Below are 26,185 nucleotides of genomic sequence, written 5' to 3' on the forward strand. Positions count from 1 at the left end.
CCATTGTTGACTTAAAATCCCACTCAACATCCCAGTGATGTCGAGTGGGGTAGGGGGCCGTCTGCCCTATAGACGGCCGCACACAATAAAAACAAGAGAAAAGACCATGCTCGCACTTCTGGGCCTGATTATGGTGGTGACCTTCACCTACCTGATCATGAGTAAACGCCTGTCTCCTATCGTTGCCCTGACCGTCGTTCCGATTGTTTTCGCTGTGATTGGCGGCTTTGCGCCGGACCTTGGCAAGATGATGCTCGATGGGCTGAAAATGGTCGCACCGTCTGCGGCGCTGCTATTGTTCGCCATCCTGTTTTTCGGCCTGATGATCGACGCCGGTCTGTTTGATCCGCTGATCCGCAAGATTCTCAAGCGGGTGAATGGCGACCCGATCAAGATCGCCATCGGCACCGCCTTGCTGTCGCTGCTGGTGGCGCTGGACGGTGATGGCACCACGACCTACATGATTACCTGTGCCGCCATGCTGCCGCTGTACAAGCGTATCGGCATGAACCCGATGATCCTGGCCACCGTATCGATGCTGTCGTTGAGCATCATGAGCGGCATGAGCCCATGGGGCGGGCCTGCCACCCGTGCCATTGCGGCGCTGGGTCTGGATGCGACCGAGTACTTCATCCCGATGCTGCCGACCGTCATCGGTGGGGCAGCGTGGGTAGTGTTCACAGCCTACTTGCTTGGCCGCGCCGAGCGCCGACGCATCGGCAACATCGCGCTGGAGTCCGGTGGTGGTAACTGCTACATCAAGGAAATCCTCGGCGATAACCCGCACAAGCGCCCACGGCTGGCCTATGTGAACCTGTTGCTGGTCATCGCTGTCATGACTGCGCTGGTGCTGGGGGTTATGCACGCCGCCATCTTGTTCATGATCGGTTTTGTCGCCGCATTGATGATCAACTACCCGCAACTGGACTTGCAGAAAGAGCGCATTCTCGCCCATTCAGGCAACGCCATGACCGTGGTGCTCCTGGTGTTCGCCGCAGGCATCTTCGCCGGTATTTTCTCGGGTACGAAGATGGTCGATGCGTTGGCGCAGACCCTCGTGGACTGGATTCCGGAAGCCTGGAGCCACTGGTTCCCGCTGGTGGTGGCGCTGACCAGCATGCCGCTGACTTTCGTGCTTTCGAACGACGCTTACTACTTCGGCGTTGTGCCGATCCTGGCCAATGCGGCTGCCGCGTATGGTATCGACCCTGTAGAAATTGCCCGCGCCTCGGTGCTGGGCCAGCCTGTACACCTGATGAGCCCGCTGGTGGCTTCGACCCTGCTGCTGGTGGGCATGGTCGATCGAGATATCGGCGACTTCCAGAAGGCAACCGTGAAGTGGGCGGTTTTGACATCGTTGGTCATCACTGCGCTGGCCTTGCTCACGGGTGCCTTGTCCTTCTTCGTCTGATCTAAATAGGGCGCAGCTTGCGCCCACCTCATCCAATAACAACAACAGAGTATCGAACATGTCCCGAGCTGTTTTCCGTGGGGCCACCTGTGGCCTGCTCTGCGGCTGGTTGCCTGTGGCCGGCGCTGCCGGATTCATCGACGACAGCAAGCTCAAACTGCAGCTGCGCAACGTCTATTTCAACGAAAACTTCCGCGACGAACAGGGCATGAGCGCCCGCGCTGCTGCGACCGCCAAGAGTGAGCGAGTGGAATGGGCGCAGGGCTTTTTGCTCGACTACCAATCAGGGTTTACCCAAGGCCCGCTGGGCCTTGGGCTCGACGCCCTAGGGCTTGTAGGGGTGCGCCTCGACTCGGGGCGTGGCCGCAGCGGTACCGGCCTGCTGCCGGTCCATGACGATGGCCGCGCTGCAGGCGAGTTTGCCAGTGCCGGCGTGACTGCCAAGGCGCGGGTGGGGCAGACCGTGGTCAAGCACGGTACCTTGCTGCCCAAGACACCGGTGCTTGTTTATAACGATGCCCGGCTTCTGCCGCAGACCTACCAGGGCACGCAGTTGACCAGTACGGATGTCGATGGCCTGACGCTGACCGCCGGCCACTTGGATCGGTTCAAGCAGCGCGACTCGTCCAACAGCACGGGCCTGTACCTGGATGGTTACGGCGGCGACGAGTCTGGCGATTTCAGCTTTGCGGGTGCTGACTTAGCCATCAGCAAGCAACTGCGTGTGAGCTACTTCCACGGCCAGCTCGAGCACTTCTACCGCCAGGATTATGCAGGGCTGGTGCACGATCTACCCTTGGCCGGCGGGGTGTTCACCACCGACCTGCGCTACTTCAAGAGCCGCGACAGCGGAGCTGCTTATGGCGGCAAGATCGACAACGACATGTTCAGTGGGCAGGTGTCGTATACCCACTCCGGGCACACCGTCGGTGCCGGGTACCAGATGCTAGATGGCGATGCCGGGCTGCCCTACATCAGCGGTGCGACGGTTTATTCATTCAGCAACGTCGGCATCGGCAAGTTCATCGAGGAGGAAGAGAAAACCTGGATGGCAAGCTATGCCTACAATTTTGCAGCAGCCGGTGTCCCTGGGCTCACGTTCATGGCGCGATACCTGAGCGGGGACAACGGTCGTTCCGCTGAAGCCGAACTCAACGAATGGGAACGTGACATGGAACTGGCCTACGTTGTGCAGTCAGGGCCCGTCAAAGGGCTGGGTGTAAAACTACGCAACTATGTCTACCGTTCTGATTTTTCCCGCGGGCGCGACAGTAATCGCATCTACCTGACCTACGACATTGCGATTTGGTAATGCGGCACCATTGCAAGTACAGGTGGTGGCCCTCGAGATAGCCAAGCACGGCCAATACGGGATCATTTGCTATCGTGGTGTCGACTCGTAGGAGCTTTGCGCCGTGTGATGTTGGCTGTCTCAATCACAACACCTTGTCGAGCGTGATGGGGAAGTCCCTTACACGCTTGCCCGTGGCATGGTAGACCGCGTTGGCCACCGCGGCGGCTACCCCGACGATGCCGATTTCGCCGACACCCTTGGACCCCAGTTCGTTGACAATATCGTCGTGCTCTTCAACGAAGATCACGTCGATATTCCCGCTGTCTGCGTTGACCGGGATGTGGTACTCCGCCAGGTTGTGGTTGACGATGCGGCCCAACCGATGGTCAGTCAACGCTGCTTCGTGCAGGGCCATGCCCACCCCCCACACCACGCCTCCCAGAATCTGACTGCGCGCGGTTTTCGGATTGACCACCCGTCCTGCCGCGACCGCGCTCACCACTCGGGTTACTTTGATCATGCCAAGATCCTCGTCGACGTGGACTTCCACGAAGACCGCCGAATGGGTGGCGGTGGAGAACGGTTGGCGCCTGGCGCCGGGTTCGGCGTCGATCTGCACGGCAAACTCCCCGCCGGGGACGCTGGCAACGATGTCCGCCAAGGCCAGCCGATGGCTGCCCGCGTGCAGGTAGCCCTCGGCGAAAACGATCTGCTCCCGGAGCGTGCTGGCCACTTGGGGGTACATTTTGCGCGCATGTTCCAGCACTTTGGTGCGCAGTACCTGGCAGGCCTGGCGCACGGCCGAGCCCACCGACGACACCGTGAACGATCCGCCCTGAAGCGGGGCGGTGGGCAGTGAGGAGTCACCCAGCATGAAGGTGACATCCTGCACCCTGACGCCAGCGGCGTCGGCGGCAATCTGAGTCATGACGGTGTAGGTGCCGGTCCCGATGTCGGTGGTGGCACTGCTGACGGTGAGGTGGCCTTGGGCATCGATATGGGCCTTGGCGCTGGCCTTCATCTGCATGGCTTCCCAAACGCCACCGGCCATACCCCAGCCTACTAACTGGCTGCCATTGCGCATGCTGCGCGGTTGGGGGTTGCGGTTACGCCAGCCAAAACGTTCGGCGCCTTGCTGGTAACACGCCAGTAGCTCTTTGCTGGAGTAGGGTTTGCCTTCGTTGGCATTGTTGGCGGCAAAATTACGCTGGCGCAGGTCAACCGGGTCGATCTGCGCCGCACAGGCCAGCTCATCCATGGCGCATTCCAAGGCAATCATCCCGGACGCGGCCCCAGGCGCACGCATGTCCAGCGGGGTGTACACATCGAGCGATGCCAGGCGGTAGCTAAGCGCAATGTTGTCGCACTGGTAGAGCATGCCGCTCCACTCCACCAGGTGCTCGGTGAAGTCCTCAAAGCGGGAGGTCTGGCCAAGCGCATCGTGGGCGATCGCCAGCAAGCGCCCGTTTGCATCTGCACCCAGGCGCAGGCGCTGCTCGGTGCGGGGCCGGTAGCCAAAGGTGAACATCTGCTGGCGCGTTAGCGTGACGCGCACCGAGCGCTGCAGGTGCAACGCTGCCATCACTGCCAGCGGCAACTGGTACTGCGGGCGCAAGCCCGAGCCGAAGGCACCGCCGACGAACGCCGCGCGCACATGGATGTTTGCCTTGGGCAGGCCGAACACCTTGTGCAGGTAGTCCTGGCAGTTCTGGGTGCCTTGGGTCTTGTCGTGGATGTCCAGGGTGCCATCGGCTTTGTACAGTACGGTCGAGGCATGGGGCTCCATCGGGTTGTGGTGCTCGTTGGCCGTCAGGTAGGTGGCATCCACCTGCACCGCGGCCCCGGCAAACTGCCCGGCGAAGTCGCCACGCGGCGCCGGTGTTTGCGCAGGTGCCGCATGTGACTGTTGGCATGCGCCAAGGTCTGTCTGGTGGGCTTCCTCGGCATAGTCGATCCTGATCAGCGAACCTGCATAGCGGGCCAGTTCGAGGGTTTCGGCGACCACTAGCGCCAACGGTTGCCCGCTGTAGCGCACGCGATCATTGAACAAGGGCCGAAACGGCGCCCCCTGCGCAGCATCGGCGTCGCTGTAGTCGTCGTCGTAACTGGAGATGCGCGGACGATGGCCATGGTCGAGCACGGCGATGACCCCTGGCACACGCATGGCCTGCGAACTGTCGATGTCGAGCACCCGACCGCAGGCGATGGTACTGGATACCACGCTGCCATGAAGCAACCCCGCCTCGGGGTATTCGCCTGCATAGCGTGCCTGCCCGGTGACCTTCGCCACGCCGTCCACGCGGTCCAGGGGCGTGCCAACTACCGGTATGGGTGTGATCATGGTCGTGTTCCCCAGTCCGCGGCGCCGCGCGCCGCATCATTCAATGCCCGCACGATTGCCCGCTGGGCGAGCGATACCTTGAAGCCGTTGTGGCTCAGGGGCTGTGCACCTTGCAGCAACGCTTGCGCGGCGCGGGTGAAGAGCGCTTCGCAAGGCACTTGGCCGGCCAGCATGCGCTCCACAATCGGGTCCCGCCACGGCTTGTGGGCAACGCCGCCCAGCGCTAGGCGAGCCTGCTGGATCAGCTTGCCATCGAAGCTCAAGGCGGCGGCGACCGACACCAGCGCGAACGCGTAAGAGGCGCGGTCGCGTATTTTCAGGTAACGGTAATGGTGGTCGAACGCCGGGGGCGGCAGCTCGATGGCAACCACCAGTTCATCGACTGCCAGGTGATTGTCGCGCTCCGGGGTGCCCTCGGGGAGCCGATGGAACCCCGCAAAGGGTATCTGCCGTTCACCGCCCGGGCCCAGTACATGCACCACGGCTTCGAGCGCTGCCAATGCCACGCACATGTCCGAGGGATGGGTCGCGACACAGGCATCACTGGCGCCGAGAATGGCATGGATGCGGTTCATACCTGTACGCGCAGGGCATCCGCTGCCTGGTTCGCGCTTGTTGCAGGGTGTGCCGGTGTCATAGAAGTAGTAGCAACGGGTACGTTGCAGCAGGTTGCCACCGGTGCTGGCCATGTTCCTCAACTGCGGTGATGCCCCCGCGAGGATGGCATGCGATAACAGCGGGTAGTGCTGTTCGATCGTCGGGTGCCAGGCCAAGTCGGCATTGCTCACCAATGCGCCGATCCGCACGCCGCCGTTTGAGGTGGGGTGGATGCCGTTCAGCCCAAGGCCGGAAATATCGATAAGGCGCTTGGGGCGAACCACGTTTTCCTTCATCAGGTCGACAAGGTTGGTGCCCCCGGCAATGAAGTGCGAGCACGCGTCAGCCAGGCTGACGGCTTCACTGACCGATGCGGGCTTGTGGTAGCTGAAGGGCGTCATGGGTTCGGCCCTCGTTGTGGCTGGGCCTCGGCCCTCATCAACGGCAGGGCTTCTTCCACCGCAGCGACGATGTTGCTGTAGGCACCACAGCGGCAAAGGTTGCCGCTCATCTGTTCGCGGATCGCTTCGCGGGTGTCGGCATGCCCTTCATGGGCAAGCCCGACGGCGGAGCAGATCTGGCCTGGCGTGCAATACCCGCATTGAAAAGCATCGTGAGTGATGAATGCGCGCTGCATGGGGTGCAGAACGTCGCCGTTGGCCAGCCCTTCGATGGTTACCAACTCGGCCCCATCGCACATGATGGCCAACGTCAGGCAAGCATTGACACGCTTGCCATCGCGCAGCACGGTGCAGGCCCCGCACTGGCCATGGTCACAGCCCTTCTTGGTGCCGACCAGGTCCAACTGCTCACGCAGCAGGTCGAGCAAGGTGGTCCAGGGGTGCACCTGCAGTGTTCGGGGTTGACCATTGAGGGTCAGGCGGAGGGGGTATTCTTCAGCCCCATGGGGAGAGATCGCGCTCATGGTAGGTCCTCACGGTCAGGGTTCGCGCAGTCCGCTGCGTCTTTGTTGTGCGACCTGGCCGGCTGAGCAAACGTTCAGCCGGTTAGCCGACGTGCCCATCACTTTTTGCCTGGTAGCACCGAGCCGAGCACCTGCTTGGCTGTCTGGACGATGATGCCCGCCTGGTCGGGGTCGCCCTTGAGCAAGGTACTGGCAAACTTCTTCGCTTGCTCCAGCTTGATGTGCGGTGGCAGTGGCGGCACGTTCGGGTCGGTCTTGAACTCGATCAGTACCGGCCGATCCGCAGCCAGCGCGCGCTCCCACGCAGCGGCAACGTCCTCTTCGCGGTCTACGTAGATACCTTGCAGGCCAATGGAAATAGCGAACAAATGGTAGGGCACGTCAGGGATCGACTGCGACGCTTCGAACTTGGGGTCGCCCTCCATGACCCGTTGCTCCCACGTCACCTGATTGAGGTCCTCATTGTTGAACACAGCACAAATCCATTGTGGGTTGTCCCACTGTTGCCAGTACTTGGCCACGGTGATCAGTTCGGCGAGGTTGTTCATCTGCATCGCCCCATCGCCCACCAGGGCAACCACAGCCCGCTGCGGGTGGGCGAACTTGGCAGCAATCGCATAAGGCACGGCTGCGCCCATGCAAGCCAGGCCGCCGGACAGCGAGCACTGCATCCCCTGGCGAATCTGCAGGTCGCGGGCAAACCAGTTGGCACAGGAGCCGGAATCGCTGGTGATGATGGCCTGGTCGGGCAGGCGAGGGGACAGCTCATGCACTACACGTTGTGGGTTGATCGGGTCAGCCTTGACCAGGGCGCGCTTGGCCACGGTCTTGTCCCACTGCGCACGCCAGGTCTGCACCTTGTCGCGCCAGCGCCGTTCGGTCTTGTATTCAAGTAACGGCAACAGTGCGCGCAATGTTTCGCAGGCATCGCCGACCAGGTTGACCTCCATCGGGTAGCGCAGGCTGAGCATGTCGGGTTGCAGGTCGATCTGCACGCCCCGTGCCTGGCCTTCCTTGGGCAAAAACTCGGAATAGGGGAAGCCGGAGCCGATCATTAGCAGGGTGTCGCATTCGCTCATCAGCTGATAACTGGGTTCGGTGCCGAGCAAGCCGATCGACCCGGTGACCCACGGCAGATCATCCGGTAGCACAGCCTTGCCCAGCAGCGCTTTGGCCACGCCAGCGCCGAGTTGTTCGGCGACCGCCATTACTTGCTCAGTCGCCTGCAGGGCGCCGGCACCCACCAGTATCGCCACTTTGCGCCCGGTGTTGAGTACAGCGGCGGCGCGCTGCAGGTCTTCGTCGAACGGCAATACCCTCGGCTTGCTGTAGCCGATGCCTGAATGCACCGTACCGTGAGCCCGCGGGGGCTCGTTGTAGGGCAGGTCCTGCAAGTCGTTGGGCAGAATAACAGCGGTGACCCGGCGTTCGCCGACGGCCGTACGCACTGCACGGTCGAGCAGGTGGCGCACCTGCTCTGGCGTAGAGGCCTGCTGGACGAAGGCACCGGCGACATCCTTGAACATCGACAGCAGGTCCAACTCCTGCTGGTAGTGCCCGCCCAGTGCTGCACGGGCCTGTTGACCGACGATGGCCAGCACTGGCTGATGGTCCATGCGTGCATCGTACAGCCCGGTCAGTAAGTGCGAGGCGCCCGGGCCGGAGGTCGCGATGCAAACACCGAGCTCGCCGGTGAACTTGGCATGGGCGCTGGCCATGAAGGCGGCCATTTCCTCATGCCGGGCCTGGATGAATTCAATCTTGCCGTTGGCCCGGCTCAGCGCGCCGAACACGCCATTGATGCCGTCGCCGGGGTACCCGAAGATGCGCCGCACGCCCCATTGATACAAACGCTCCACCAGAAAGTCGCCTACCGTGCCGGTCATTACCTGCTCCCGTTTAGTGATCGATAGGGGTCTGGACTTGGCAGGTGTCGGGAAAGTTTCAACGGTATGCACACCAATCTGGCGGCTGGAACTTGGCTACAGCGGGCGGGTTCGAACCTGAACCCATCAACCGATCAGGATGCGCATCGTGACGCTCATGAACACAGCAGATGCCGCCGTGCAGGCGTTGTATTTCGAGGACGACGGCGCTACGCCGAACAGCCGTTTTCCCGTGCTGTTCTATCGGCTGAAGCTTGATCCGTCGGTGGATAATGCCCGTGCCTTCGAAGCACTGTTTGCGACTCACCAATGGACCCCGCTGTGGCGCGACGGGATCTTCGATTATCACCACTTTCACCCTAACGCGCATGAGGCGCTGGGCATTGCTTGCGGGCAGGCCCGATTGACGCTTGGCGGAGCCTCTGGGCAAAGCGTCAGCGTAAAACGCGGCGATGTGCTGGTGCTGCCGGCAGGTACCGGTCATCGCTGCATCCAATGCAGCGATGACTTTCTGGTGGTCGGCGCCTATCCACACGGGCAGGAAGACTACGACATCCAGCGGCCCCACAGCGCCGCCCACCCGCGCGCGCTGGCGCGCATCGCCAAGGTGCCGCTCCCTGAGCAAGACCCGGTCAGTGGCATCCGCGGTGCATTGATGACGCATTGGCGTTAAGTGTGCGGCTAACGGGGCTTGCGCTGAAACGATCTCAGGGCCGCCAAATAGGCGATGAACGAGTAACCCATCGCCATCCGCTATTTCAGTTAACTGCCGGAACCTGAGCCTGATCCGCTACCGGCCGAGCCGCTGCTTCCACTGCCCGAGCCTGTACCGCTATCACCAGAGCCATTACTGCCGGTTCCCGAGCTACTGTTGGTACCGTCACCTCCGGTGTTGTCCGTCCCATTGTCATCAGTACCGCCATCACCGGTACCCATGCTATCGCCTGGTGTTCCTGAGCCCGTCGCATCGCCTTGGCCGTTCATGTGCCCATTGTCATGGGATTGTGTGCCCGGGGCGCGCTGTTCGTTCAGGTCTGTGGCAGCCAAGGCAAGGGGGGCACCCAGGCTCAGGCACAACGCGAGCAGTAATGTATGTGGTTTTGCTGGCTTCATGGCGGAGCGCCTTTTCTGGTTGTTCACCCTCTATTCGGCCTGCTGATAGCCAGAGGGTGCCTGCAGAGCGACGGAAGGCTCTGCTAACTTGGCATAGACCACCAGGCGTAGGTGGCGGTCTTCGTCGATGGTCAGCGAGGTGTGCTCGAACAGCTCGATCTTGCCGTCAATCGTCAGCTTGCGCATGCCTGCAGAGGGGGCGTGAACATCGTGCCGGCGCCACCAAACTTTGAACTCCGGTGAAACGCGCTCCAACTCCGACACCAGTTCATGTATGTCGGCATCTTGTGGGGCGCGGGCGAAGTCGCGCCGGAAGCCCGACAACATCTGCGGCGCCTGTTCATCCCAGTCATACAATTGCTCTCGCAGAACAGAATCGGTAAACAGCAGCCACAGTAAATTGCGACGCTCGGGTGTGTGCGAGCCAAAGTTAAACAGCTGATCAGCAAGCGCATTGAAGCCCAGTACATCCCAGCGCAGGTTGAGTACAAAGGCGGGGTGCGGCAAGTCGTGCATCAGGCGCCGTACCAGTGGGGGTAGCACGCACCATGTTTTGCCGGGTTCGGCAGGTGGCCGTTCGTGAGCCAACAGGAACAAGTGGCGTCGTTCTGCGGCATCCAGCTTCAGCACCCTCGCCAGGTTGTCCAGAAAAGCAGCCGAAACCCCTATGTCACGGCCCTGTTCCAGCCACGTGTACCAGGTCAAACCGACACCTGCGAGTGCGGCAACTTCTTCACGTCGCAGCCCAGGCGTGCGGCGGCGACCACCACTGGGTAGGCCCACATCTACAGGCGATAGCCGCTGGCGGTGCGCCAGGAGGAATGCCGCCAGATCGACGCGTGTTCGTGCCAAGGTTCGCATTGCTTATCTCGTTACTTTGAGTAATAGCATAAAGGGTTAAATTGTAATCGCTTAACGGTGGTTCGAGAATGCTGACGTCTCTTCTCAGGATGCGCAAGATGAACTCGAACTCCCACCCTTCAGTACTGCCTGTGCGCACTGTTGACGGCCCGCCCTGGCTCGGTTTGTCGGTGCTGCTATTAGCCGGTTTCGTGACGATTTTCGATCTGTTCGTGGTCAATGTGGCCATCCCCAGCCTGCAAGCAGGGTTGGCGGCCAGCTTCGCACAGGTTGGCTTCATCGTGGCCGGCTATGAACTTGCGTTTGGCGTCTTGCTGATTACCGGCGGCCGTCTGGGCGACCTGTTCGGGCGCCGCCGCCTCTTCGTGATCGGCATGGCCGGGTTCACCTTCGCCTCCCTGCTGTGCGGGCTGGCCCCCACTGCCGGCTTCCTGATTGCTGCGCGGGTATTACAGGGGCTGGCGGCGGCGTTGCTGTTCCCGCAGGTCTATGCCTCTATCCGTGTCAATTTCAATGACGGCGACAGCCGTCGTGCTTTTGGTCTACTGGGAATGACCCTGGGGCTGGCCGCCATCGCAGGGCAAGTGCTGGGTGGCGGGTTAATTCATGCCGACCTGTTCGGCCTGGGGTGGCGTAGCATCTTCCTCATCAACGTGCCTATCGGCCTGTTGGCCATCGCGGCGGCACGTTATATCCCTGAGTCGCGCGCACCACAGCGACCTACCCTGGACTGGGCGGGCGTAGGGTTGGTCAGCACCGGCCTAGTGCTGCTGCTAGTGCCGTTGATCGAAGGACCGGCGCTAGGCTGGCCAGCCTGGTGTCTAGGGTCGTTGGGCCTGGCGGGAGTACTGCTGGTACTTTTCCATAGACAGCAGGAGCAGCGAAGAGCAGACGGCGGATTGCCACTGGTGGATATGCGCTTGCTGGCCCAGCGTCACTTCGCGTTGGGCGCATTGCTGGTGTTTTTGGTGTATTCCACGTCCAGTTCGTTCTTCTTGTGCTTCACCTTGTTGGTGCAGACCGGGCTGGGGCTTGATCCTTTGACTGCGGGTAGCATTTTCGCACCCTGCAGCGTGGGATTCGTACTAGCGTCGCTCGTCGCGCCCAAGCTGGTGGCGAGATGGGGGGCGAGCGCCATCGTTGTAGGTGCGATGGTGTATGCCGTTTCGATCGGGCTATTGATTGCGCAGGTTTGGATGGCGGGCGCGGCCCTGAGGCCCACGGGGTTGATCCCCGTACTGATGGTGGTCGGCGCCGGCCAGGGTTTCATCATGACGCCACTGCTGAACCTGGTATTGGGTTTTGTCGATGAAGCCCAGGCCGGTATGGCGTCGGGAGTGATCTCGACTGTTCAGCAGGTGGGGGCGGCTCTGGGAGTAGGGGTAGTCGGCATCCTGTTCAACAAGGCGCTGGTCGCGGGTGATGGCGGGGTCGTGCTGGCAGGTCAATACGTGGCGGCTTTCGTCACGGGCATGCTCTACAACTTGGTGGCAGCGCTGCTGGTTGGCCTTTTGTTGCTGATGTTGGCGAAGGCACAGCAGCCGGCGGTAGGCAGTTGAGAGAAAGCGTGCGATGGCACGTGAACTGATTGTGCTAGCGCCCATTTGAGCGTTAGGCGGCGTGGTTAAGGGCGCAGCTTACGCATTGGATTCGTGCCAGTCGCTATCCCCAGTGATGAACGGGCGTTCCTGCGACAATGCTCGACATCAATCGCTGATACATGGCTCGCAACGCTGGAGGCGGTTTTTCAATGCCTCTAAATCGCCTTAAAGGCTGTCAGGATCCCCAAAAAACATTTGGACATTTATATAAATCAAATGGTTATGAATGGGAAATTGGATTTGTACCCGCAGATGTACCCCTTTCAACTGCAGCTACGAGTGGATTCCAGTGGAGGCAACGAGGAGGGATCGGTTTCAAATGTGCAATCCCTCGCCCATTTGCGCAACTTATGCTTTGGGCTCGTCACAGTCGCTACGCGTCGCAGCAGTAAGTGGGTGGATGCACACGTTTTCCACTGAGGCCTGAACCAGAAAGCCGACATTTCCTGAGAAAGCCGGCTTTCTGGTTTCAGGGGACAACCTGAATGGTCAGACGATGAAGTTCACCAATCGGTTAGGCACTACGATCATCCTTCCTGCGCTTTCCAGATATTTGCTCAACACAGGATCGGACAGCGCCTGGTCACGGATTGTGTCATGGTCGGCATCGGCCTGGACCAGAATCTCCCCCCGTAGCTTGCCATTGACCTGTACCATCAACTTCACTTCGTCCTGCCTTAAGGCGTCGCTGTCCGGGGTCGGCCAGGCACTGTCGTAGATCGCGCCGGGGAATCCTAATGCCTCCCAGAGAACCTGGGAGATATGTGGCGTCACAGGTTGCAGCACCTGCAAGAGAATGGACATGGTTTCCCGGCAGACCTGGTGACCAACGCTGCGGGCACTCTCCAGTACCTTGAGCATCTTCATTGCACCCGATACGACGGTATTGTATTGCAGACGCTCATAATCGTTATTGATTTGCTTCAACAAGTCATGGGTCATGAAGCGCACACGGCTGGCTTCTGTGGCGTCTGCCGCCTGGCCGTCACTTTCGCTCCAGCGTGCCTGCTCATCAACGGCAAAGCTCCAGAGACGGCGCAGGAAGCGATAAGCCCCTTCGACACCGGTGTCGCTCCAGATCGTGCTTTGATCAGGGGGGCCGGCGAAGATGGTGAACAACCGGGCGGTGTCCGCACCAAACCGGTCGATGATGTCCTTGGGCTCGACCACGTTGTTCTTCGACTTGGACATCTTCTCCACGCCACCCAGGGTGACAGGCAAGCCATCTTCGATCGCTGTCGCGCTGACCGGACGGCCTTTTTCATCGTATTGAACCGATACTTCGCAGGGGTAGAACCATCGTCGGCTACCGTCCTGCGCCTTGCGGTAATAACTTTCCCGCAGCAGCATGCCCTGAGTGAACAGATTCTTGAATGGTTCACTGAAGTCCACCAATCCCTCGTCGCGCATCGCCCTTGTCCAGAACCTGGCGTAGAGTAAGTGCAGCACCGCATGCTCGATGCCGCCGATGTACTGGTCGATGGGCATCCAGTATCGGTTGCCAGGCCCTACCATCGAAGTGTGGCAGTCGGGATCGCAGTAGCGCATGAAATACCAGCTCGAGTCGACGAAGGTGTCCATTGTGTCCGTTTCCCGTTGCGCGGGTGCTGCACAACGAGGGCACGCGACGAGGCGGAACGATTCACGCCGCAGCAACGGATTGCCGCTTCCGTCGGGAATGCAATCGGTCGGCAATATTACCGGCAGGTCTGCGTAAGGTACTGGTACATCGCCACAGTATTCGCAATGAATGATCGGAATCGGAGTTCCCCAGTATCGTTGCCGGGAGATTCCCCAGTCACGCAGGCGCCACGTGGTGGCTTGCTCGCCACGCCCACGCTCGGCCAGGGCGTCGACGATTGCCAGGGCAGCTTGCTCCACCGTGAGACCATCATAGGCGCCAGAGTTGATCAGGCGACCTTCCTGGCTGCCGTAGCGATCCGACCAGGCTGCAGGGTCATAAGGAGCCCCGTCGAGCGCGATGACGGGGTGTACGGGCAAGCCATACTGACGGGCAAAATCGAAATCGCGCTCATCATGGGCCGGCACCCCCATCAAGGCGCCTTCCCCATACTCACCAACCACATAATTGGTGATCCACACGGCGACCGGTTCGCCGGTCAATGGATGCTCGACGTGCAAGCCGCTCGGGATACCGAGCTTCGCCTGCGCGCCGGCGGCGGGGCTGGTCTGTGCCGCCTGTCGACACGCCTGCACCTGCGGCTCGAGCCCTGGATCGAGCGCCGTGGCACGCTTGGCCAGCGGATGATCAGGGGAAACGGCACAAAACGTCACACCCATGAGCGTATCGACGCGCGTCGTGAACACCCACAGCTTGCCTGCGTCGATCAACTGCCCGTTTGCGTCTTCGACAGTGTGGACAAAGGCCAGGCGGACTCCACTGGCCTTGCCAATCCAGTTGCGCTGCATGCTGCGGACCATGGCCGGCCAACCCTCCAGGGTATCGATGGCCGACAGCAGTTCCTCTCCATACTGCGTGATGCGTAGGTAGTAGCCGGGAATCTCGCGTTTCTCGACGAGCGCTCCGGATCGCCAACCCCGGCCATCCACCACTTGCTCGTTGGCCAGCACGGTTTGGTCGACGGGGTCCCAGTTGACGATCTGGGTCTTCTTGTAGGCCACGCCCTTTTCCAGCAACTTCAAGAAAAACCACTGGTTCCATTTGTAGTATTCGGGATCGCAGGTGGCGATTTCTCGTGACCAGTCGAAAGCCAGTCCTAGCGGCTGCATCTGCGACTTCATGTCGGCGATGTTCATCCGTGTCCATTGAGCGGGTGATACGCCCGACTGCATCGCGGCGTTTTCAGCCGGTAGGCCGAACGCATCCCATCCCATCGGCATCAGGACGTTGTAGCCCTTCATCCGCATGTGACGGGCCAACATGTCATTGATCGTGTAGTTGCGCACATGCCCCATGTGCAACTTTCCGGAAGGGTAGGGCAGCATGGAACAGGCATAGAACTTTGGCCGGCTTTCGTCCTGGACAGCCTTGAATACTTCATCGCGAAGCCATTTGGCCTGAGCCGTGCTTTCAACCCAGGCAGGATCATACTGCTGTCGCATAGGGGGGCCTCGATATTGTTGGAGCTGGACGACGATAAATCGCCGATCCTCGGCGAGGACATCGGCGTGTGCACAGGTGTGGGCGAGGCAGTTCATTCGCGCTTCATCACGCCGGGGCGCTACTCGCACATGAAAAAGACCGTACACCAGTTCCACAACTGGTGGCTGGACCAGATGCTGCCAAAAGCCTCGCGTTGAGGTGAGCCGTGCACGCCACCTGACTAGAGTGAACCCTGACTATGCAAGCGACGTTTCAGGTAATCTTCCCGCAGACTGCGTGGGGTGGATACAAGCAAAGCAGCATAGGGCGAGAGCTCGGTCCGTGGGGGCTGATGTCATTTCAAGAGCTCAAGCACGTTGTGAGAGCGGTATGATTAATCAGTTTCACTGTTTTTGGCTTTGCACGTAACCTTTCGAAAACGCCGGGCCAATACAAAGCATGAGTCGTGGCGTTCTCGGTTACCGTGAAAAGACTACGCTCCCCCTTTGATTCCCATCAAATCTCTGACTGGTCGAAGTTTTTTGTCTGGCCTGCAGTCCATACACCAGCCCGCAATTTTGGCGCTGGCTTAAGTAGCCTTCATGGCATTCCCTCCCAGACGGTTTCTAGTCTTTGAAGACCTCGAGAGCTTTGAATCCATGCTGTTTGGCCCGATCGCCAGCGAGTCGACCGGCTTGCGACAGGCATTTGCCAAAAGAGGACCGACGGCCGGGTTCCTGAAGCGATGGATCCGTGACATCTGCTGGAATGCAATATTTCTGCTATTGACTGATTTATAAGGGCTTTCTTAACGGAAAAGGGAGATTTACGCTCGTTTGACAATACGATACGTATAGTATTATATTGATCCAAGGTAAAACGAGAATAAGACATGACCAATCACAGGCTCCGAGTAATGTGGTTCCTGCCTCCAGCTATCGCGGTAGCCGCTGCATGGCAAAATTGCGCTGGTTTGTCGCTTGAGGCGAGTCAGAACCATTCTTCAGATGAGCAGTTCGCTGCGCTCTCGGATGGCAGCGTTGATGCCGTCGTTACCGCGATGGATAACGTCTTCCACTGGAATCATCGGCCAGGCCCTAAAGATTTTGTCATCGTGGCTCAAGTAGAGGCCACGACGCCACTCTCTATCGTTGCCTCCCCATGCATCAAAAGCGTCAGCGATCTTGTCGGCGCAAAAATCCTGGTTGATGCCCCTGAGAATGGATTTGTTATTGCCCTGAGAGCAATGTTGCATCAAGCAGGCTTGAACTTTCATGACTACACACTCGCTCCGGTAGGCGGTGTCAAAGAGCGGTACGTGTCGCTGGTAAAGGGGGAGGGTGATGCCACTCTCCTTGGCCCGCCATTTGATGCTCTCGCAGTCAAAGAGGGGATGCATAAGATCGCTGTGGTGCAGGAGTCTTACCCCGAGTTCCCGGGGCAGGGTTTGGTTGTCAGGAGGTCATCGCTGTCTTCGACTCCAGGCATACAATTGTGGCTGAAGTGTCTTTCAGAGGCGCTCGCTCAGTTTCCCGACAATCAGGAAAAGCTCCGAAAGAGTCTGGCGAGCGAAGGCATTCCTGAGAAGGCTGTTAGCGCAATGGTCCAGTCTATTCCAGCATCGCTCATTCCTGACGAGCATGGCGTAAATCTGCTAATTGAACATCGTCGGCGGCTTGGGCTCATCGGCTCAGATGTTACGTACGATCAAGTTGTATACCTGGCTTGATAAAATAAGTTTGGAGTGGGCATGAAAAAGTTCGCATTAGGTACATTCTCTGCTCAGCATGAAAATGCCGAGAAATTCGCGGGTCTGGTTGTGGACCGGAAGGTTGCTCCCATCTCCACGCTGGCAGAAGAGCACGACATGCCGCAGCTTGGCGGGAAAAGTGTACTGGCGCTTCTCGAGTCTTGGTCCAGCGCCTTCCAGTCGCTGAAGGTATTGGCTGAAAAGGTAGATACTACCGAGTGGTATGATGAGAATCATCTGGAATTTCATCCAGCGGTAGATCTGCCCCGGCAAGTTTTTTGCACTGGTGCAAATTATCGAAAACATGTGGTCGACATGAGCGTTGATGCCAATGTCGGTCCTGAGGGTTTCAGCAAAGAAGAGCTTAAGCGGTGGGCTGAGGAAATGATGGATAATCGGGTCGCGAACGGCGAACCGTATGTATTTACCAAGCCTGTTTCCGCTATCTCTGGCCCTTACGATAATCTCATTCTGCCATTCACTACTGAAAGGCCTGATTGGGAGCTGGAGTTGGCAGTCGTAATAGGTAAAGAAGGATACAACATCAGTGAAGTGGACGCGATGGATTATGTTGCAGGGTATACGATCGTAAATGACATCTCTGCCCGCGACCTGATTCCGCGAACCGACTATAAAATGCTCGGTACCGACTGGTTCCGCTCGAAAGGGCAGCCGGGCTTCCTGCCTCTGGGGCCTTACGTTGTGCCTAAGTGCTTCATTGACAACCCCTATGATCTGCAGATGAAACTCATGGTGTCCGGAGCCACCATGCAGGACGAGACGACCGCAGATATGCTCTTCAATATTGAAAAGCAGATCGCCTATATCTCCCGGTACGCCAAGATATTGCCTGGCGATATTATCTGTACTGGTTCTCCTGCCGGTAACGGTACCCATTACAACCGCTATCTCACCGATGGAGATGTGATGCGAGCTGAGATTTCCGGCTTGGGATATCAGCTCCAGAAGTGTGTCGTAGAGACGAAATGAGGCAGATCATGCAGGCTCTCAACGACAATCCCGACCGCGCACTGCTTGAAAGAATCATCTCCGAGCAAGCCTTTGATGTTGCTCTTGAAACAACAGATGGACTGAAGGAGCTCGGTGCTCGACTGGTAAATGGCTCTCCAGGTGAATTGGAATTCAGTTTCTTGGTCTCGTCCAAAGCCGTTCAGGGCAACGGGGTTGTTTCCGGCGGGACTCTCATGACCATGCTGGACTATGCGATGGCCTATGCGGTGCTCAGTAAGCTGCCATTTGGAAAAACCTGCGCTACAACCAGCATGACTGTGAACATGCAGTCTGCGGCAAGACCTGCTCGTTTAAAAGTTATTGGTAGTGTCGATCGTGTTGGTCGCCAAGTTGCATTTGCTAGAAGTGAGGTTTATGACCTTGAGAGAAATTTATTAATAGCTAATGCCTCGGCAACTTTCTTTGTCATGGATGTAAGTCCGAGGGTTTAAAAAATTTGGGTAATTATAATACGAAACGTTTCGTTCTCGTGGGGAAAAGATGAATAAGCTGCCAAAGCTTGGTTACGCAGCAGTGCGACGAATTGTTACCGGTCACGATGAAAAAGGTGAATCGATCATCGTCAGCGATGGTCGTGCGCTGAATGTCATTGCTGAGCCTGGGAAACCTGTTGCTCAGGTGCTCTGGGCTACAGGGGAAGGCCGTGCGGCCGGTTCAGAACCCGCACCCGCTGGGCACAAATTCGGCTTCCATTCCGAAGGTGGTTCGCTGCTGCGCGTCGTGGACTTTCCGCCGGATGAGTCGTACGACAAAGAGAAACTCATCGAGTTTCTCGACAAGGAGGGCGTGCGTGATAAGGCGCAGCCTCGGCATTTCTGGTTCCATAAAACCGAGTCGTTGGATTACGCCGTAGTACTCGAGGGTGAGATCTACGCAATGCTCGACCAAGGCGAGTCGCTGATGAAGTCTGGCGACGTCCTGATTCAGCGCGCCACAAACCATAGCTGGTCGAACAGGTCGGGCAAGAACTGCCGGATGCTCTTCGTCCTTCTGGCTCTTAACGAAGGAGAGGAACTGTGAAGAAAGCGATCATTACCGCTGCGATCACCGGTGGCGCACATACCCCTTCGATGTCTCCTTACCTGCCTGTGACTCCCGAAGAGATTGCCGAGCAGGCTATTGAAGCGGTTGAGGCCGGTGCCGCCATTGTCCACCTTCATGCACGAAACCCTGAGGATGGTCGTCCTACGGGTAGTCCGGAGGTGTTCCGTGAGTTTGTCGGCCGCATCAAGCGTGAAACCGATGCGATCGTGAACATTTCCACGGGGGGAGGTGGGCCCGGTATGCCGATCAATGAGCGCGCCGCCGCCGGTATCGATCTGCAGCCCGAGATGTGTTCTCTGAACATGGGGTCTATCAACCTCAATCTGTCCGAGATGGCGAAAAAGAACAGAGAGTGGAAGTATGGCTGGGAGGTTGAGCACCTTGAGGCGACCAAGGACTTGGTGTTCAGAAACACTTATGCGGATATCGAGTGGATCCTGAAAACGATCGGTGGTGCGGGGACTCGCTTCGAGTTCGAGTGCTACGACGTCAGCCACCTCTACACCCTGAAGTACTTCCTTGATCAGGGCTTGGTAAAGCCGCCGCTGTTCATTCAAACCATCTTTGGTTTGCGCGGCGCCATTGGCTCTCACATCGAGGATGTCCTGCACCAGAAGCGCACCGCAGACCGCCTGTTTGGCGATCAGTATCACTGGTCAGTGCTGGGGGCAGGGAAGGATCAAATCCCGCTGTCGACCATCAGCGCAATCCTGGGGGGCAATGTGCGCGTCGGCCTGGAGGACAGCTTGTACATCGGCCGCAGCGAGCTCGCAGTGTCGAATGCCGCGCAGGTGCGCAAAATCCGGGAAATACTTGAGGGCCTGGGCATCGAGATCGCTACTCCAACAGAGGCACGCGAAATCCTGGCCCTGAAAGGTAAAGACAACACCGCATTCTAAGCCCAAGATTTGTCTATCTCATTGCCGGCCTTATGGCCGGCTTTTTTTTGATGTTCAGTTGATGCCGAGCAGGTGATACACGTAGGCAATGTGCGACTCGGCAAAAGCCTCATCCAGCGGTGCGTGGTTTAGCATCAGGCGCATGTAGACCGCACCGTAGATCACATCCATGAGTATCTCGATGTTGGTGTCTGCGGAAATCTCTTCAGTGGCTTTCCACTCTTCGAGTACCTCACGTACGACAGCACGGCGGCCGTAGTGGAAACGCTCACGGAAGGCACGCAAAATCGAAGGATCCGATTGCCCTTCAGCAATGATCTGGGCAACCAGGCGGCCCGGCCAGCCTGAATACTGCTCTACCAGCGATTTGAAGTGGTAGGCCAGCGCGTCACGCGGTCCAAGCTCACGAGGGATGGTGGTTTTGACCAGGTGGTTTTCCATGAAAGCGTCGATGACTATGAGCGCCTTGGAGTCCCACCAGCGGTAGATCGTCGCCTTGCTCACACCAGCTTCGCGTGCGATCGCCTCGATGGATATGGCCTGAATTGATTTTTCCTGGAGAAGGGCGATGGTCGCGCTAAGGATTTGGCGGCGAGTTGCCTCGCTGCGGGGGCGGCCGACCGATGTTTTTTCATTCGATGCGGTCTTCTTAACCTGCATGCATCCGTCCTTTCAAGTTGGCTAAAACGCTCGTGCAGCCCGCGCTGGAGATGCTTACGATACGGTTCGGTCAGTATAGTCTCTGCGCTTCGGTTTTGCCACAGCAGTGCTTTTAGCCTTGGGTTTGGTTAGAGGTGAAGGCTTGACTGATGCTCGCTTCGAATGGATTAGTATGGTAAATGCTTTACAAAACGGTACGTGCCGTATAGATTATTTTTTACCCTAAGGATCAGATCACAACGGGATGTGCCAATAGGCAGTAAACGTTGACAAAATAGGGTGGCAGGTGGTCGCAAGTGCACAGGCCTTTCATGTGTGAGTCGCTGGTTGGCTTCGTCAGGTCTGCTGGTCGAGCCGACGGCACGATGAATAATAAAAAAAGGTGATTGAATGAACATTATTGGTCCGGATACGCTTGTCTTTGGTGTGGATGACGTTGTTCTCTGCGAGCAGTTTCTGACTGATTACGGTCTGAAAGCTGTAGGAAACGGACGTTTCGAAGCCCTTGATGGCACCGGCGTTGAGCTGAAGCATTGCAAAGATCCTTCCCTACCGGCCTGGGATCTTCCGACTGCAAACATGTTGCGAAAGACCGTCTACGGCGTTAAAGACGCCTCGGTGCTGCAGCAGATTAAGCAGGAGTTCGAAGGTGAGCGTGAGGTCAAGACATTGGCCGATGGGTCTTTGGAGCTTGTTGATGACCTCGGTTTCGCGCTGGGCTTCCAAGTCACTGTACGCAAGCCCCTCGACTTGCCTGCCGAGGTTGTGAACGCTCCGGGCGATGTCCGTCGTCCTGCAAACGTCACCGGGGTTCCGTCCGATGTGGCTACGCTGATCGACGCGCGCCCGCGGTCACTCTCCCACGTCGTCTTCTTCGTGCCCGATATCGAAAAGGCAGAGGCGTTCTACACCAATCGCCTCGGTTTCAAGCTCACCGACAAGTTCGTCGGCATGGGGCCGTTCCTGCGCCCTGCGGGCACCTTCGAGCACCACACCCTGTTCTTTATCCAAACCCCACCGCACCTGCAAGGTTGTGAGCATTTCACCTTCCACATGGGCGGCCCGACTGAAGTCCTCAGCGCCGGCACTGCCTTGGTCGAGAAAGGTTACGAAACCTTTTGGGGGCCTGGCCGCCACCGCTTCGGCTCCAATTGGTTCTGGTACTTCAACACCCCGATGGGTTGCCATATCGAATACGACGCAGATATGGACCAGCATGATGACAACTGGGAGCCTCGCATTGCTCCGGGCATCATGGATAATTCCCAGGTGTTCTTGTTCCATTGGCGCGAACAGTGGGCGCCGGGTGGTGAACGTCCCCAGTAGGCGTTAATTGGGCCGAAACGTAATGGAGCGAATCTGCCATATCGATGATGTTCTGCCAGGAACTTCCATAGGGTTCCGATATTCGCTGTATGGCAAAGACGATATTTTTTTGGTCAATAAGCTCGGGGAAATATATGGATATCGGAACTCTTGTCCGCACTGGCCCGGGTCAACGTTGCCCATGAGGAGGGGGCAATACCTCGATCGAGAATCGAAGTATATCGTCTGTCACGGGCATGGTGCGCTGTTTGAGATTGATACAGGTGTTTGTGTTCACGGTCCTTGCTTGGGGGAGAAACTAAGCGCTCTGTCTATAGCAGTGGACGAGGAAGGTAATGTTTTTGTAGTAAACGCCTAGAATAGTTTCCAAGCCTTTTGCCGTGTCCCAATAAATGGCTGGGTGGGGACTCTATTTTCCGGGTGGCTCAATTAGAACTAAAACAAAAACAAAGCGGAGTCTATCCATGAAAAGTGCTGGTGCTTTGCGAGTGGTTACCTGTTTCGTCGGTTCCCTGTTGGCTTCGCATACTTATGCGTTGGAGGGGGGGAGCTCTAGCTATCCAGCAGGTACCGTAACTGTGATGAGTGGCGCTGTGGGTGCTCCTGGTGAAACTCATTTCTACACGTACAATAAACTTATCGATATCGATTCGGTCCGAAACAATGATGGCGATAAAGTCTTTCCGAAGGCCAAGGGTCGAGTTCACGCCCACGCCATTCGAGTTGTTCACACCCTGGACGGTCCGAAGTTGCTGGGCGGCGATGTCTCTTTGCAGGCAGCGATTCCTTATGTCAAGGGGCACATTAACATCCCGGCTCTTGGTGCGTTCGAGCGTGACTCCGTCAGCGGTATCGGCGATCCGATGTTTGGCTTCTTGGTCAGCTGGGTGTCTGCGAACTACCTGCAGAACGTCGATATTGAACTGATCGAACCGTGGGGTAAGTATGACAAGAACGCGCTCATCAACGCGGGTAACAACAGTCGCGCCCTATACATGGCCTATGCCTTCACTTGGTTCCCGATGGAGCGTGTCGAACTGAGTTCGAAGATCAGCCTGAACTACAGTTGGGAAAATAGCGATACTGACTATAAGTCGGGCGTTCAGTTAGTAGCTGATTATGGTCTGAACTATCGAGTGACCCAGAGCTGGTTGGTTGGCGTGGGCGGATTCGTCTCAACTCAGCTGAACGACGATCAGTCTCAAGGTCATAATGTAGGTAATCGCAGCCGCACCACCAAAATCGGCCCACAGGTTGGCTACGGCACTCGTGATTGGGGAATTGTTGCCGCTTACCAGAATGACATTTACTCCCGTAATGCCTCGGAAGGCGACACCATCATGCTTAATGGTTTTCTGAAGTACTGATATGAATTACAGCAACGCCCAGTCGCATGGCTGGGCGTTTTTTTTTGCGTGCGCCAGGCATGGCGCGTTGCGCGTTAGTGCAACCCGTTTGGCTATGGTGGCTGAGCGGGCGACTTGGAGTTGAAAGTCCTCTACACACCCGGCAAGGGGAAGTGTTAGCCAGAGGCAAGGGTGTCGTGGGTGACTGCGAATCTGAAAGAAGCCCGAGGCAAAATGCTGGCCTGACGAACAGGAAGCGGATTAGACGGCGTAGCGGGGTAAGACGGCGCAAATCGTCAAAGCCCAATGGTGTCCCTATTTGGCAAGGAGCTCTCGACTCTATGACTCTAGGCATGTAGATCTGTGGAGCCTGAACAGTAGCGTTGTCGACCGCGAAACACTGAGGAAAAGGAAGAGAGCTATATAGAGGGCTAGCAGCTAACGACAGTGCTGCTCTGCGCAGCAGAGGAAATGCTTAGGGGAGTACTCGACAGCCATCTCTGGCTGCCGAGCATTGGCGATGCCTGCGGTTACTGGTTCAGACCTCCAAGGGCGATGTACTTGATCTCCAGGTAGTCTTCTACCCCGTACTTGGAGCCTTCGCGGCCGAGGCCGGAGTTTTTAATGCCGCCGAAGGGAGCAACCTCAGTAGAAATCATCCCTTCGTTCACACCGACCATGCCGAATTCGAGGCTGTCGACGATGCGGAAGATCCTGCCCACATCGCGCGCATAGACATACGCGGCCAGGCCGTACGGCGTGTCATTAGCCATGTTTATCGCTTCTTCTTCAGAGTCGAAGCGGAACAAGGGGGCTACCGGGCCGAAGGTTTCGTCGTTGAAGATCAACGCTTCGTGCGGCACATCTGTGAGAACGGTCGGCTCGAAGTAGCTCCCACCCAGGGTGTGTCGTTTACCGCCAGTTGCTATCCGGGCGCCTTTCTCGACCGCGTCGGCGATGTGCTCTTCGACTTTCTTGACCGCTTCATCATTGATCAGCGGGCCAAGCACTACGCCTTCGTCCATGCCGTTGCCAACTTTCAAAGCCGCGGTGGCCTCTGCGAGCTTCTGCGCGAACGTATCGTAGATGCCCGATTGAACCAGAAGCCGGTTGGCAGCAACGCAGGCCTGTCCGGTGTTGCGGTACTTGGCTGCGATGGCACCTTTCACCGCCGCGTCCACATCGGCATCATCGAAGACAATGAATGGAGCGTTGCCGCCGAGCTCCATGCTGGTCTTCTTGATGGTCGGTGCACATTGAGCCAGCAGTTGGGCGCCTACCTCGGTTGAGCCGGTGAAGGAGAGCTTGCGTACAGTTGGATTGGACGTCAGCTCGCCGCCGATTGCACGAGCGGAGCCGGTCACGACGTTGCAGACGCCTGCAGGCAGACCTGCACGCTCCGCGAGCACTGCCAGTGCCAGTGCAGATAGCGGAGTTTGGCTTGCGGGTTTGATCACGCCGGCGCAACCAACAGCCCAGCCCGGACCCGCTTTGCGGGTGATCATTGCCGAGGGGAAGTTCCAGGGAGTGATTGCTGCGAACACCCCGATCGGCGCCTTCTGCACGAGGATCTGGCGACCGTCCAGGTTGTGCGGAATGATGTCGCCGTAAACGCGTTTTGCTTCCTCGGCAAACCACTCGATAAAGCCCGCGGCGTAGGTAATTTCGCCGCGGGACTCTACAAGGGGCTTACCTTGTTCGGCAGTCATGATTTTCGCAAGGTCGTCGATGTTTTCCAGCATCAGATCGAATAGCTTGCGAAGTATCCTGGAGCGCTCCTTCGGCAGCGTTTTACGCCAGCCTTTCATGGCGCGCTCGGCGGCGGCTACTGCACGCTGAGTTTCACGCATACCACCATTGGGAACATGAGCCACCAGCTCGCCGGTGGCTGGGTTGCGGACCTCGATGCTCTGTCCGTTGTCGGCTGGAACCCACTGGCCATCGATTAGCATGGCTTGACGCAGCAGGTCGGGGTCTTTCAGTTGCAGAGTATTTGCACAGGTCATGGCGGGCCTCAAACGGGATTACGGCCGACGAAGAAGGCTTCGTCTGCATCACGGGTGGGATTGAGACCGGCGGCCTCGAGACCTTTGCGCAGTACCGCCATATCGCGCTGGAATACACGTTGAGTGGGGTGGGGCATCGGGCCGCCGTTGTAGCCCTGGAGCCAACCCTGGTACTTCCACATCATGCGATTCAGCAGACCGTTTGCAGCCATCGGGAGGCTGGCGAAAGCCTTGCGGGCCGGGTCCATCTTGTACCAAAGCTGGGTGGCTTCATCGTAGTTGCCTGCGCGGATCAGCTTGTGGATCTGGGGCAGCAGCGGGCCGTAGTAAGCGGAGTAGTTGGTCCCACAGAACGGAATGTCCATGACCTGGGCCAGGGGCACGTATTCGTATTCCAGAGGGGAAGAGATCACGACCTCCTCGTGGAACTCACGATGAACCTCAATGGCTGACATGATGTAGGGCAGTCCGCCTTCGGCCTTGATCGCTACAACGTTCGGAATCTCGTCGACCATGCGACGCAGGACCGAGAGCGGGATGTCTGCAGGGTGCAGTCGGCTGAAGCCCCAGGCCGGCAGCGGGAAGATGATCACGCCGAGATTGGTCGCGTCACAGATTGCCTTGGTGTACTGGAAGACCTCTTCGTAGTCCTTCGGGTAGAAGTAGGGCGGGTAGCCCAGCAGTACCACATCGGCGCCGGCAGCTTCGGCACGCTTTACGGCTTCGATGTTGTCTTCAAGGGTGTTGAATACGGCATGGTGAACCACGACCATCCGGCCTGCGGCCTGGTCAGCCATGATTTGGCAGAACTCGACGTACTGGTCCTGAGTGATCGCAACCTCAGAGCAGGACAGCGTGCCCACGAAGCCATGCTGGATCGCCAGTTCGACATCATGTCGCACTGCCTTTTCGTTGATGCGCTTGAAGTCGGAGGTCATCGTCGGAATGGTGACGTTGGCCACGCCGAGCAGGTGTTCACGTGCCCACTCACGGGCGTCCTTTTTGTTGTAATTGGCCATGTTCAGTTTC

22 protein-coding genes and 1 pseudogene are annotated in these 26,185 nt (G+C 58.1%); 14 read left to right on the forward strand and 9 right to left on the reverse strand.

Going from position 1 to position 26,185, the window contains the following annotated elements:
* Positions 1 to 106: 106 nt before the first annotated feature.
* Together D886_RS0124985 and D886_RS0124990 are read left to right on the forward strand one after the other, a co-directional pair.
* Positions 107 to 1,411 (forward strand): CitMHS family transporter, encoded by a 1,305-nt coding sequence (locus tag D886_RS0124985; protein ID WP_027596501.1) that lies wholly within the window; start codon positions 107 to 109, stop codon positions 1,409 to 1,411.
* A 58-nt stretch (positions 1,412 to 1,469) separates the two neighbouring features.
* Positions 1,470 to 2,723: an OprD family porin gene (locus D886_RS0124990; RefSeq protein ID WP_027596502.1), complete on the forward strand. Its 1,254-nt coding sequence runs from the start codon at positions 1,470 to 1,472 to the stop codon at positions 2,721 to 2,723.
* A 124-nt stretch (positions 2,724 to 2,847) separates the two neighbouring features.
* Here D886_RS0124990 and D886_RS0124995 read toward each other — a convergent pair whose 3' ends face one another.
* From D886_RS0124995 to D886_RS0125010, 4 genes are all read right to left on the reverse strand, one after another.
* The gene (locus D886_RS0124995) at positions 2,848 to 5,046 is read right to left on the reverse strand and encodes a xanthine dehydrogenase family protein molybdopterin-binding subunit (protein ID WP_027596503.1); all 2,199 of its coding nucleotides are present in this window, start codon (positions 5,044 to 5,046) and stop codon (positions 2,848 to 2,850) included.
* Positions 5,043 to 6,044, reverse strand: coding sequence for a xanthine dehydrogenase family protein subunit M (locus D886_RS0125000; protein WP_027596504.1), 1,002 nt, complete (start codon positions 6,042 to 6,044; stop codon positions 5,043 to 5,045). The genes D886_RS0124995 and D886_RS0125000 overlap by 4 nt, the downstream gene beginning before the upstream one ends.
* Positions 6,041 to 6,568 carry a (2Fe-2S)-binding protein gene (locus tag D886_RS0125005; protein WP_027596505.1) on the reverse strand — a complete coding sequence of 176 codons (528 nt, stop codon included), beginning with the start codon at positions 6,566 to 6,568 and terminating at the stop codon, positions 6,041 to 6,043. The genes D886_RS0125000 and D886_RS0125005 overlap by 4 nt, the downstream gene beginning before the upstream one ends.
* Before the next feature lie 98 nt (positions 6,569 to 6,666).
* Entirely contained in the window at positions 6,667 to 8,454 is a 1,788-nt protein-coding gene (locus tag D886_RS0125010; protein ID WP_027596506.1) for a thiamine pyrophosphate-requiring protein, read from the reverse strand.
* Positions 8,455 to 8,611: 157 nt separating this feature from the next.
* Between D886_RS0125010 and D886_RS0125015 the strand changes: the two genes are divergently transcribed.
* On the forward strand, positions 8,612 to 9,127 hold the full coding sequence (locus D886_RS0125015; protein WP_155951472.1) for a cupin domain-containing protein: 516 nt from the start codon (positions 8,612 to 8,614) through the stop codon (positions 9,125 to 9,127).
* A gap of 470 nt (positions 9,128 to 9,597) precedes the next feature.
* Here D886_RS0125015 and D886_RS27305 read toward each other — a convergent pair whose 3' ends face one another.
* The gene (locus tag D886_RS27305; RefSeq protein WP_050580792.1) at positions 9,598 to 10,428 is read right to left on the reverse strand and encodes a helix-turn-helix transcriptional regulator; all 831 of its coding nucleotides are present in this window, start codon (positions 10,426 to 10,428) and stop codon (positions 9,598 to 9,600) included.
* A gap of 98 nt (positions 10,429 to 10,526) precedes the next feature.
* On the opposite strand from D886_RS27305, the gene D886_RS0125025 reads away from it, so the two are divergent.
* Entirely contained in the window at positions 10,527 to 11,987 is a 1,461-nt protein-coding gene (locus D886_RS0125025; protein ID WP_033694349.1) for an MFS transporter, read from the forward strand.
* A 531-nt stretch (positions 11,988 to 12,518) separates the two neighbouring features.
* On the opposite strand, the gene leuS is transcribed toward D886_RS0125025, so the two are convergent.
* Positions 12,519 to 15,113 (reverse strand): leucine--tRNA ligase, encoded by a 2,595-nt coding sequence (gene leuS / locus D886_RS0125030; protein ID WP_027596509.1) that lies wholly within the window; start codon positions 15,111 to 15,113, stop codon positions 12,519 to 12,521.
* Positions 15,114 to 15,128: 15 nt separating this feature from the next.
* Here leuS and D886_RS28430 point away from each other — a divergent pair, with 15 nt between their 5' ends.
* The 7 genes and pseudogenes from D886_RS28430 (at position 15,129) to D886_RS0125060 (ending at position 19,818) form a co-directional block, all read left to right on the forward strand.
* Complete coding sequence (locus D886_RS28430; RefSeq protein WP_027596510.1) at positions 15,129 to 15,311, forward strand: SRPBCC family protein; 183 nt, start codon at positions 15,129 to 15,131, stop codon at positions 15,309 to 15,311.
* Positions 15,312 to 15,367: 56 nt separating this feature from the next.
* Positions 15,368 to 15,487, forward strand: a pseudogene (locus D886_RS28950) (aldehyde dehydrogenase family protein); the annotation flags it as partial.
* A 522-nt stretch (positions 15,488 to 16,009) separates the two neighbouring features.
* Positions 16,010 to 16,822, forward strand: coding sequence for an ABC transporter substrate-binding protein (locus tag D886_RS28125; RefSeq protein ID WP_177323909.1), 813 nt, complete (start codon positions 16,010 to 16,012; stop codon positions 16,820 to 16,822).
* A gap of 21 nt (positions 16,823 to 16,843) precedes the next feature.
* Positions 16,844 to 17,833: a fumarylacetoacetate hydrolase family protein gene (locus D886_RS0125045; RefSeq protein ID WP_027596512.1), complete on the forward strand. Its 990-nt coding sequence runs from the start codon at positions 16,844 to 16,846 to the stop codon at positions 17,831 to 17,833.
* Positions 17,834 to 17,841: 8 nt separating this feature from the next.
* A complete protein-coding gene (locus D886_RS27310) occupies positions 17,842 to 18,306 on the forward strand; it encodes a PaaI family thioesterase (RefSeq protein ID WP_177323910.1) in 465 nt (154 codons plus the stop codon).
* 49 nt (positions 18,307 to 18,355) lie between these two features.
* Positions 18,356 to 18,895 (forward strand): cupin domain-containing protein, encoded by a 540-nt coding sequence (locus tag D886_RS0125055; protein WP_027596513.1) that lies wholly within the window; start codon positions 18,356 to 18,358, stop codon positions 18,893 to 18,895.
* Positions 18,892 to 19,818, forward strand: a complete 927-nt coding sequence (locus D886_RS0125060; protein WP_027596514.1) for a 3-keto-5-aminohexanoate cleavage protein — start codon at positions 18,892 to 18,894, stop codon at positions 19,816 to 19,818. The genes D886_RS0125055 and D886_RS0125060 overlap by 4 nt, the downstream gene beginning before the upstream one ends.
* Before the next feature lie 54 nt (positions 19,819 to 19,872).
* Here the strand turns inward: D886_RS0125060 and D886_RS0125065 are convergent, their stop codons facing one another.
* Positions 19,873 to 20,478 carry a TetR/AcrR family transcriptional regulator gene (locus D886_RS0125065; RefSeq protein ID WP_027596515.1) on the reverse strand — a complete coding sequence of 202 codons (606 nt, stop codon included), beginning with the start codon at positions 20,476 to 20,478 and terminating at the stop codon, positions 19,873 to 19,875.
* 390 nt (positions 20,479 to 20,868) lie between these two features.
* Here D886_RS0125065 and D886_RS0125070 point away from each other — a divergent pair, with 390 nt between their 5' ends.
* From D886_RS0125070 to D886_RS0125075, 3 genes are all read left to right on the forward strand, one after another.
* On the forward strand, positions 20,869 to 21,804 hold the full coding sequence (locus D886_RS0125070) for a VOC family protein (protein WP_027596516.1): 936 nt from the start codon (positions 20,869 to 20,871) through the stop codon (positions 21,802 to 21,804).
* Positions 21,805 to 21,826: 22 nt separating this feature from the next.
* A complete protein-coding gene (locus D886_RS28955; RefSeq protein WP_081717561.1) occupies positions 21,827 to 22,162 on the forward strand; it encodes a Rieske 2Fe-2S domain-containing protein in 336 nt (111 codons plus the stop codon).
* A gap of 106 nt (positions 22,163 to 22,268) precedes the next feature.
* Positions 22,269 to 23,171 (forward strand): transporter, encoded by a 903-nt coding sequence (locus D886_RS0125075; protein WP_177323911.1) that lies wholly within the window; start codon positions 22,269 to 22,271, stop codon positions 23,169 to 23,171.
* Between the two features lie 509 nt (positions 23,172 to 23,680).
* Here D886_RS0125075 and D886_RS0125080 read toward each other — a convergent pair.
* Both D886_RS0125080 and D886_RS0125085 read right to left on the reverse strand, forming a co-directional pair.
* Positions 23,681 to 25,138, reverse strand: a complete 1,458-nt coding sequence (locus D886_RS0125080) for an NAD-dependent succinate-semialdehyde dehydrogenase (RefSeq protein ID WP_305366902.1) — start codon at positions 25,136 to 25,138, stop codon at positions 23,681 to 23,683.
* Positions 25,139 to 25,164: 26 nt separating this feature from the next.
* Positions 25,165 to 26,175 (reverse strand): dihydrodipicolinate synthase family protein, encoded by a 1,011-nt coding sequence (locus D886_RS0125085; protein ID WP_027596519.1) that lies wholly within the window; start codon positions 26,173 to 26,175, stop codon positions 25,165 to 25,167.
* Positions 26,176 to 26,185: the final 10 nt, after the last annotated feature.

This window comes from Pseudomonas sp. LAIL14HWK12:I7, from assembly GCF_000483465.1.
GTDB classification, from domain to species: Bacteria; Pseudomonadota; Gammaproteobacteria; order Pseudomonadales; family Pseudomonadaceae; genus Aquipseudomonas; species Aquipseudomonas kermanshahensis.

Coding starts and splice junctions, on each gene's coding strand:
- D886_RS0125005 (WP_027596505.1), bottom strand. CDS start 6,568: ATGAGCGCGATCTCTCCCCATGGGGCTGAAGAATACCCCCTCCGCCTG.
- D886_RS28955 (WP_081717561.1), top strand. CDS start 21,827: ATGGAGCGAATCTGCCATATCGATGATGTTCTGCCAGGAACTTCCATA.
- D886_RS0125065 (WP_027596515.1), bottom strand. CDS start 20,478: ATGCAGGTTAAGAAGACCGCATCGAATGAAAAAACATCGGTCGGCCGC.
- D886_RS0124995 (WP_027596503.1), bottom strand. CDS start 5,046: ATGATCACACCCATACCGGTAGTTGGCACGCCCCTGGACCGCGTGGAC.
- D886_RS0125025 (WP_033694349.1), top strand. CDS start 10,527: ATGAACTCGAACTCCCACCCTTCAGTACTGCCTGTGCGCACTGTTGAC.
- D886_RS27305 (WP_050580792.1), bottom strand. CDS start 10,428: ATGCGAACCTTGGCACGAACACGCGTCGATCTGGCGGCATTCCTCCTG.
- D886_RS27310 (WP_177323910.1), top strand. CDS start 17,842: ATGCAGGCTCTCAACGACAATCCCGACCGCGCACTGCTTGAAAGAATC.
- D886_RS0125010 (WP_027596506.1), bottom strand. CDS start 8,454: ATGACCGGCACGGTAGGCGACTTTCTGGTGGAGCGTTTGTATCAATGG.
- D886_RS0125000 (WP_027596504.1), bottom strand. CDS start 6,044: ATGACGCCCTTCAGCTACCACAAGCCCGCATCGGTCAGTGAAGCCGTC.
- D886_RS0125085 (WP_027596519.1), bottom strand. CDS start 26,175: ATGGCCAATTACAACAAAAAGGACGCCCGTGAGTGGGCACGTGAACAC.
- D886_RS0125015 (WP_155951472.1), top strand. CDS start 8,612: ATGAACACAGCAGATGCCGCCGTGCAGGCGTTGTATTTCGAGGACGAC.
- D886_RS0125045 (WP_027596512.1), top strand. CDS start 16,844: ATGAAAAAGTTCGCATTAGGTACATTCTCTGCTCAGCATGAAAATGCC.
- D886_RS0125075 (WP_177323911.1), top strand. CDS start 22,269: ATGAAAAGTGCTGGTGCTTTGCGAGTGGTTACCTGTTTCGTCGGTTCC.
- D886_RS0124990 (WP_027596502.1), top strand. CDS start 1,470: ATGTCCCGAGCTGTTTTCCGTGGGGCCACCTGTGGCCTGCTCTGCGGC.
- D886_RS28125 (WP_177323909.1), top strand. CDS start 16,010: ATGTGGTTCCTGCCTCCAGCTATCGCGGTAGCCGCTGCATGGCAAAAT.
- D886_RS0125055 (WP_027596513.1), top strand. CDS start 18,356: ATGAATAAGCTGCCAAAGCTTGGTTACGCAGCAGTGCGACGAATTGTT.
- leuS (WP_027596509.1), bottom strand. CDS start 15,113: ATGCGACAGCAGTATGATCCTGCCTGGGTTGAAAGCACGGCTCAGGCC.
- D886_RS0124985 (WP_027596501.1), top strand. CDS start 107: ATGCTCGCACTTCTGGGCCTGATTATGGTGGTGACCTTCACCTACCTG.
- D886_RS0125070 (WP_027596516.1), top strand. CDS start 20,869: ATGAACATTATTGGTCCGGATACGCTTGTCTTTGGTGTGGATGACGTT.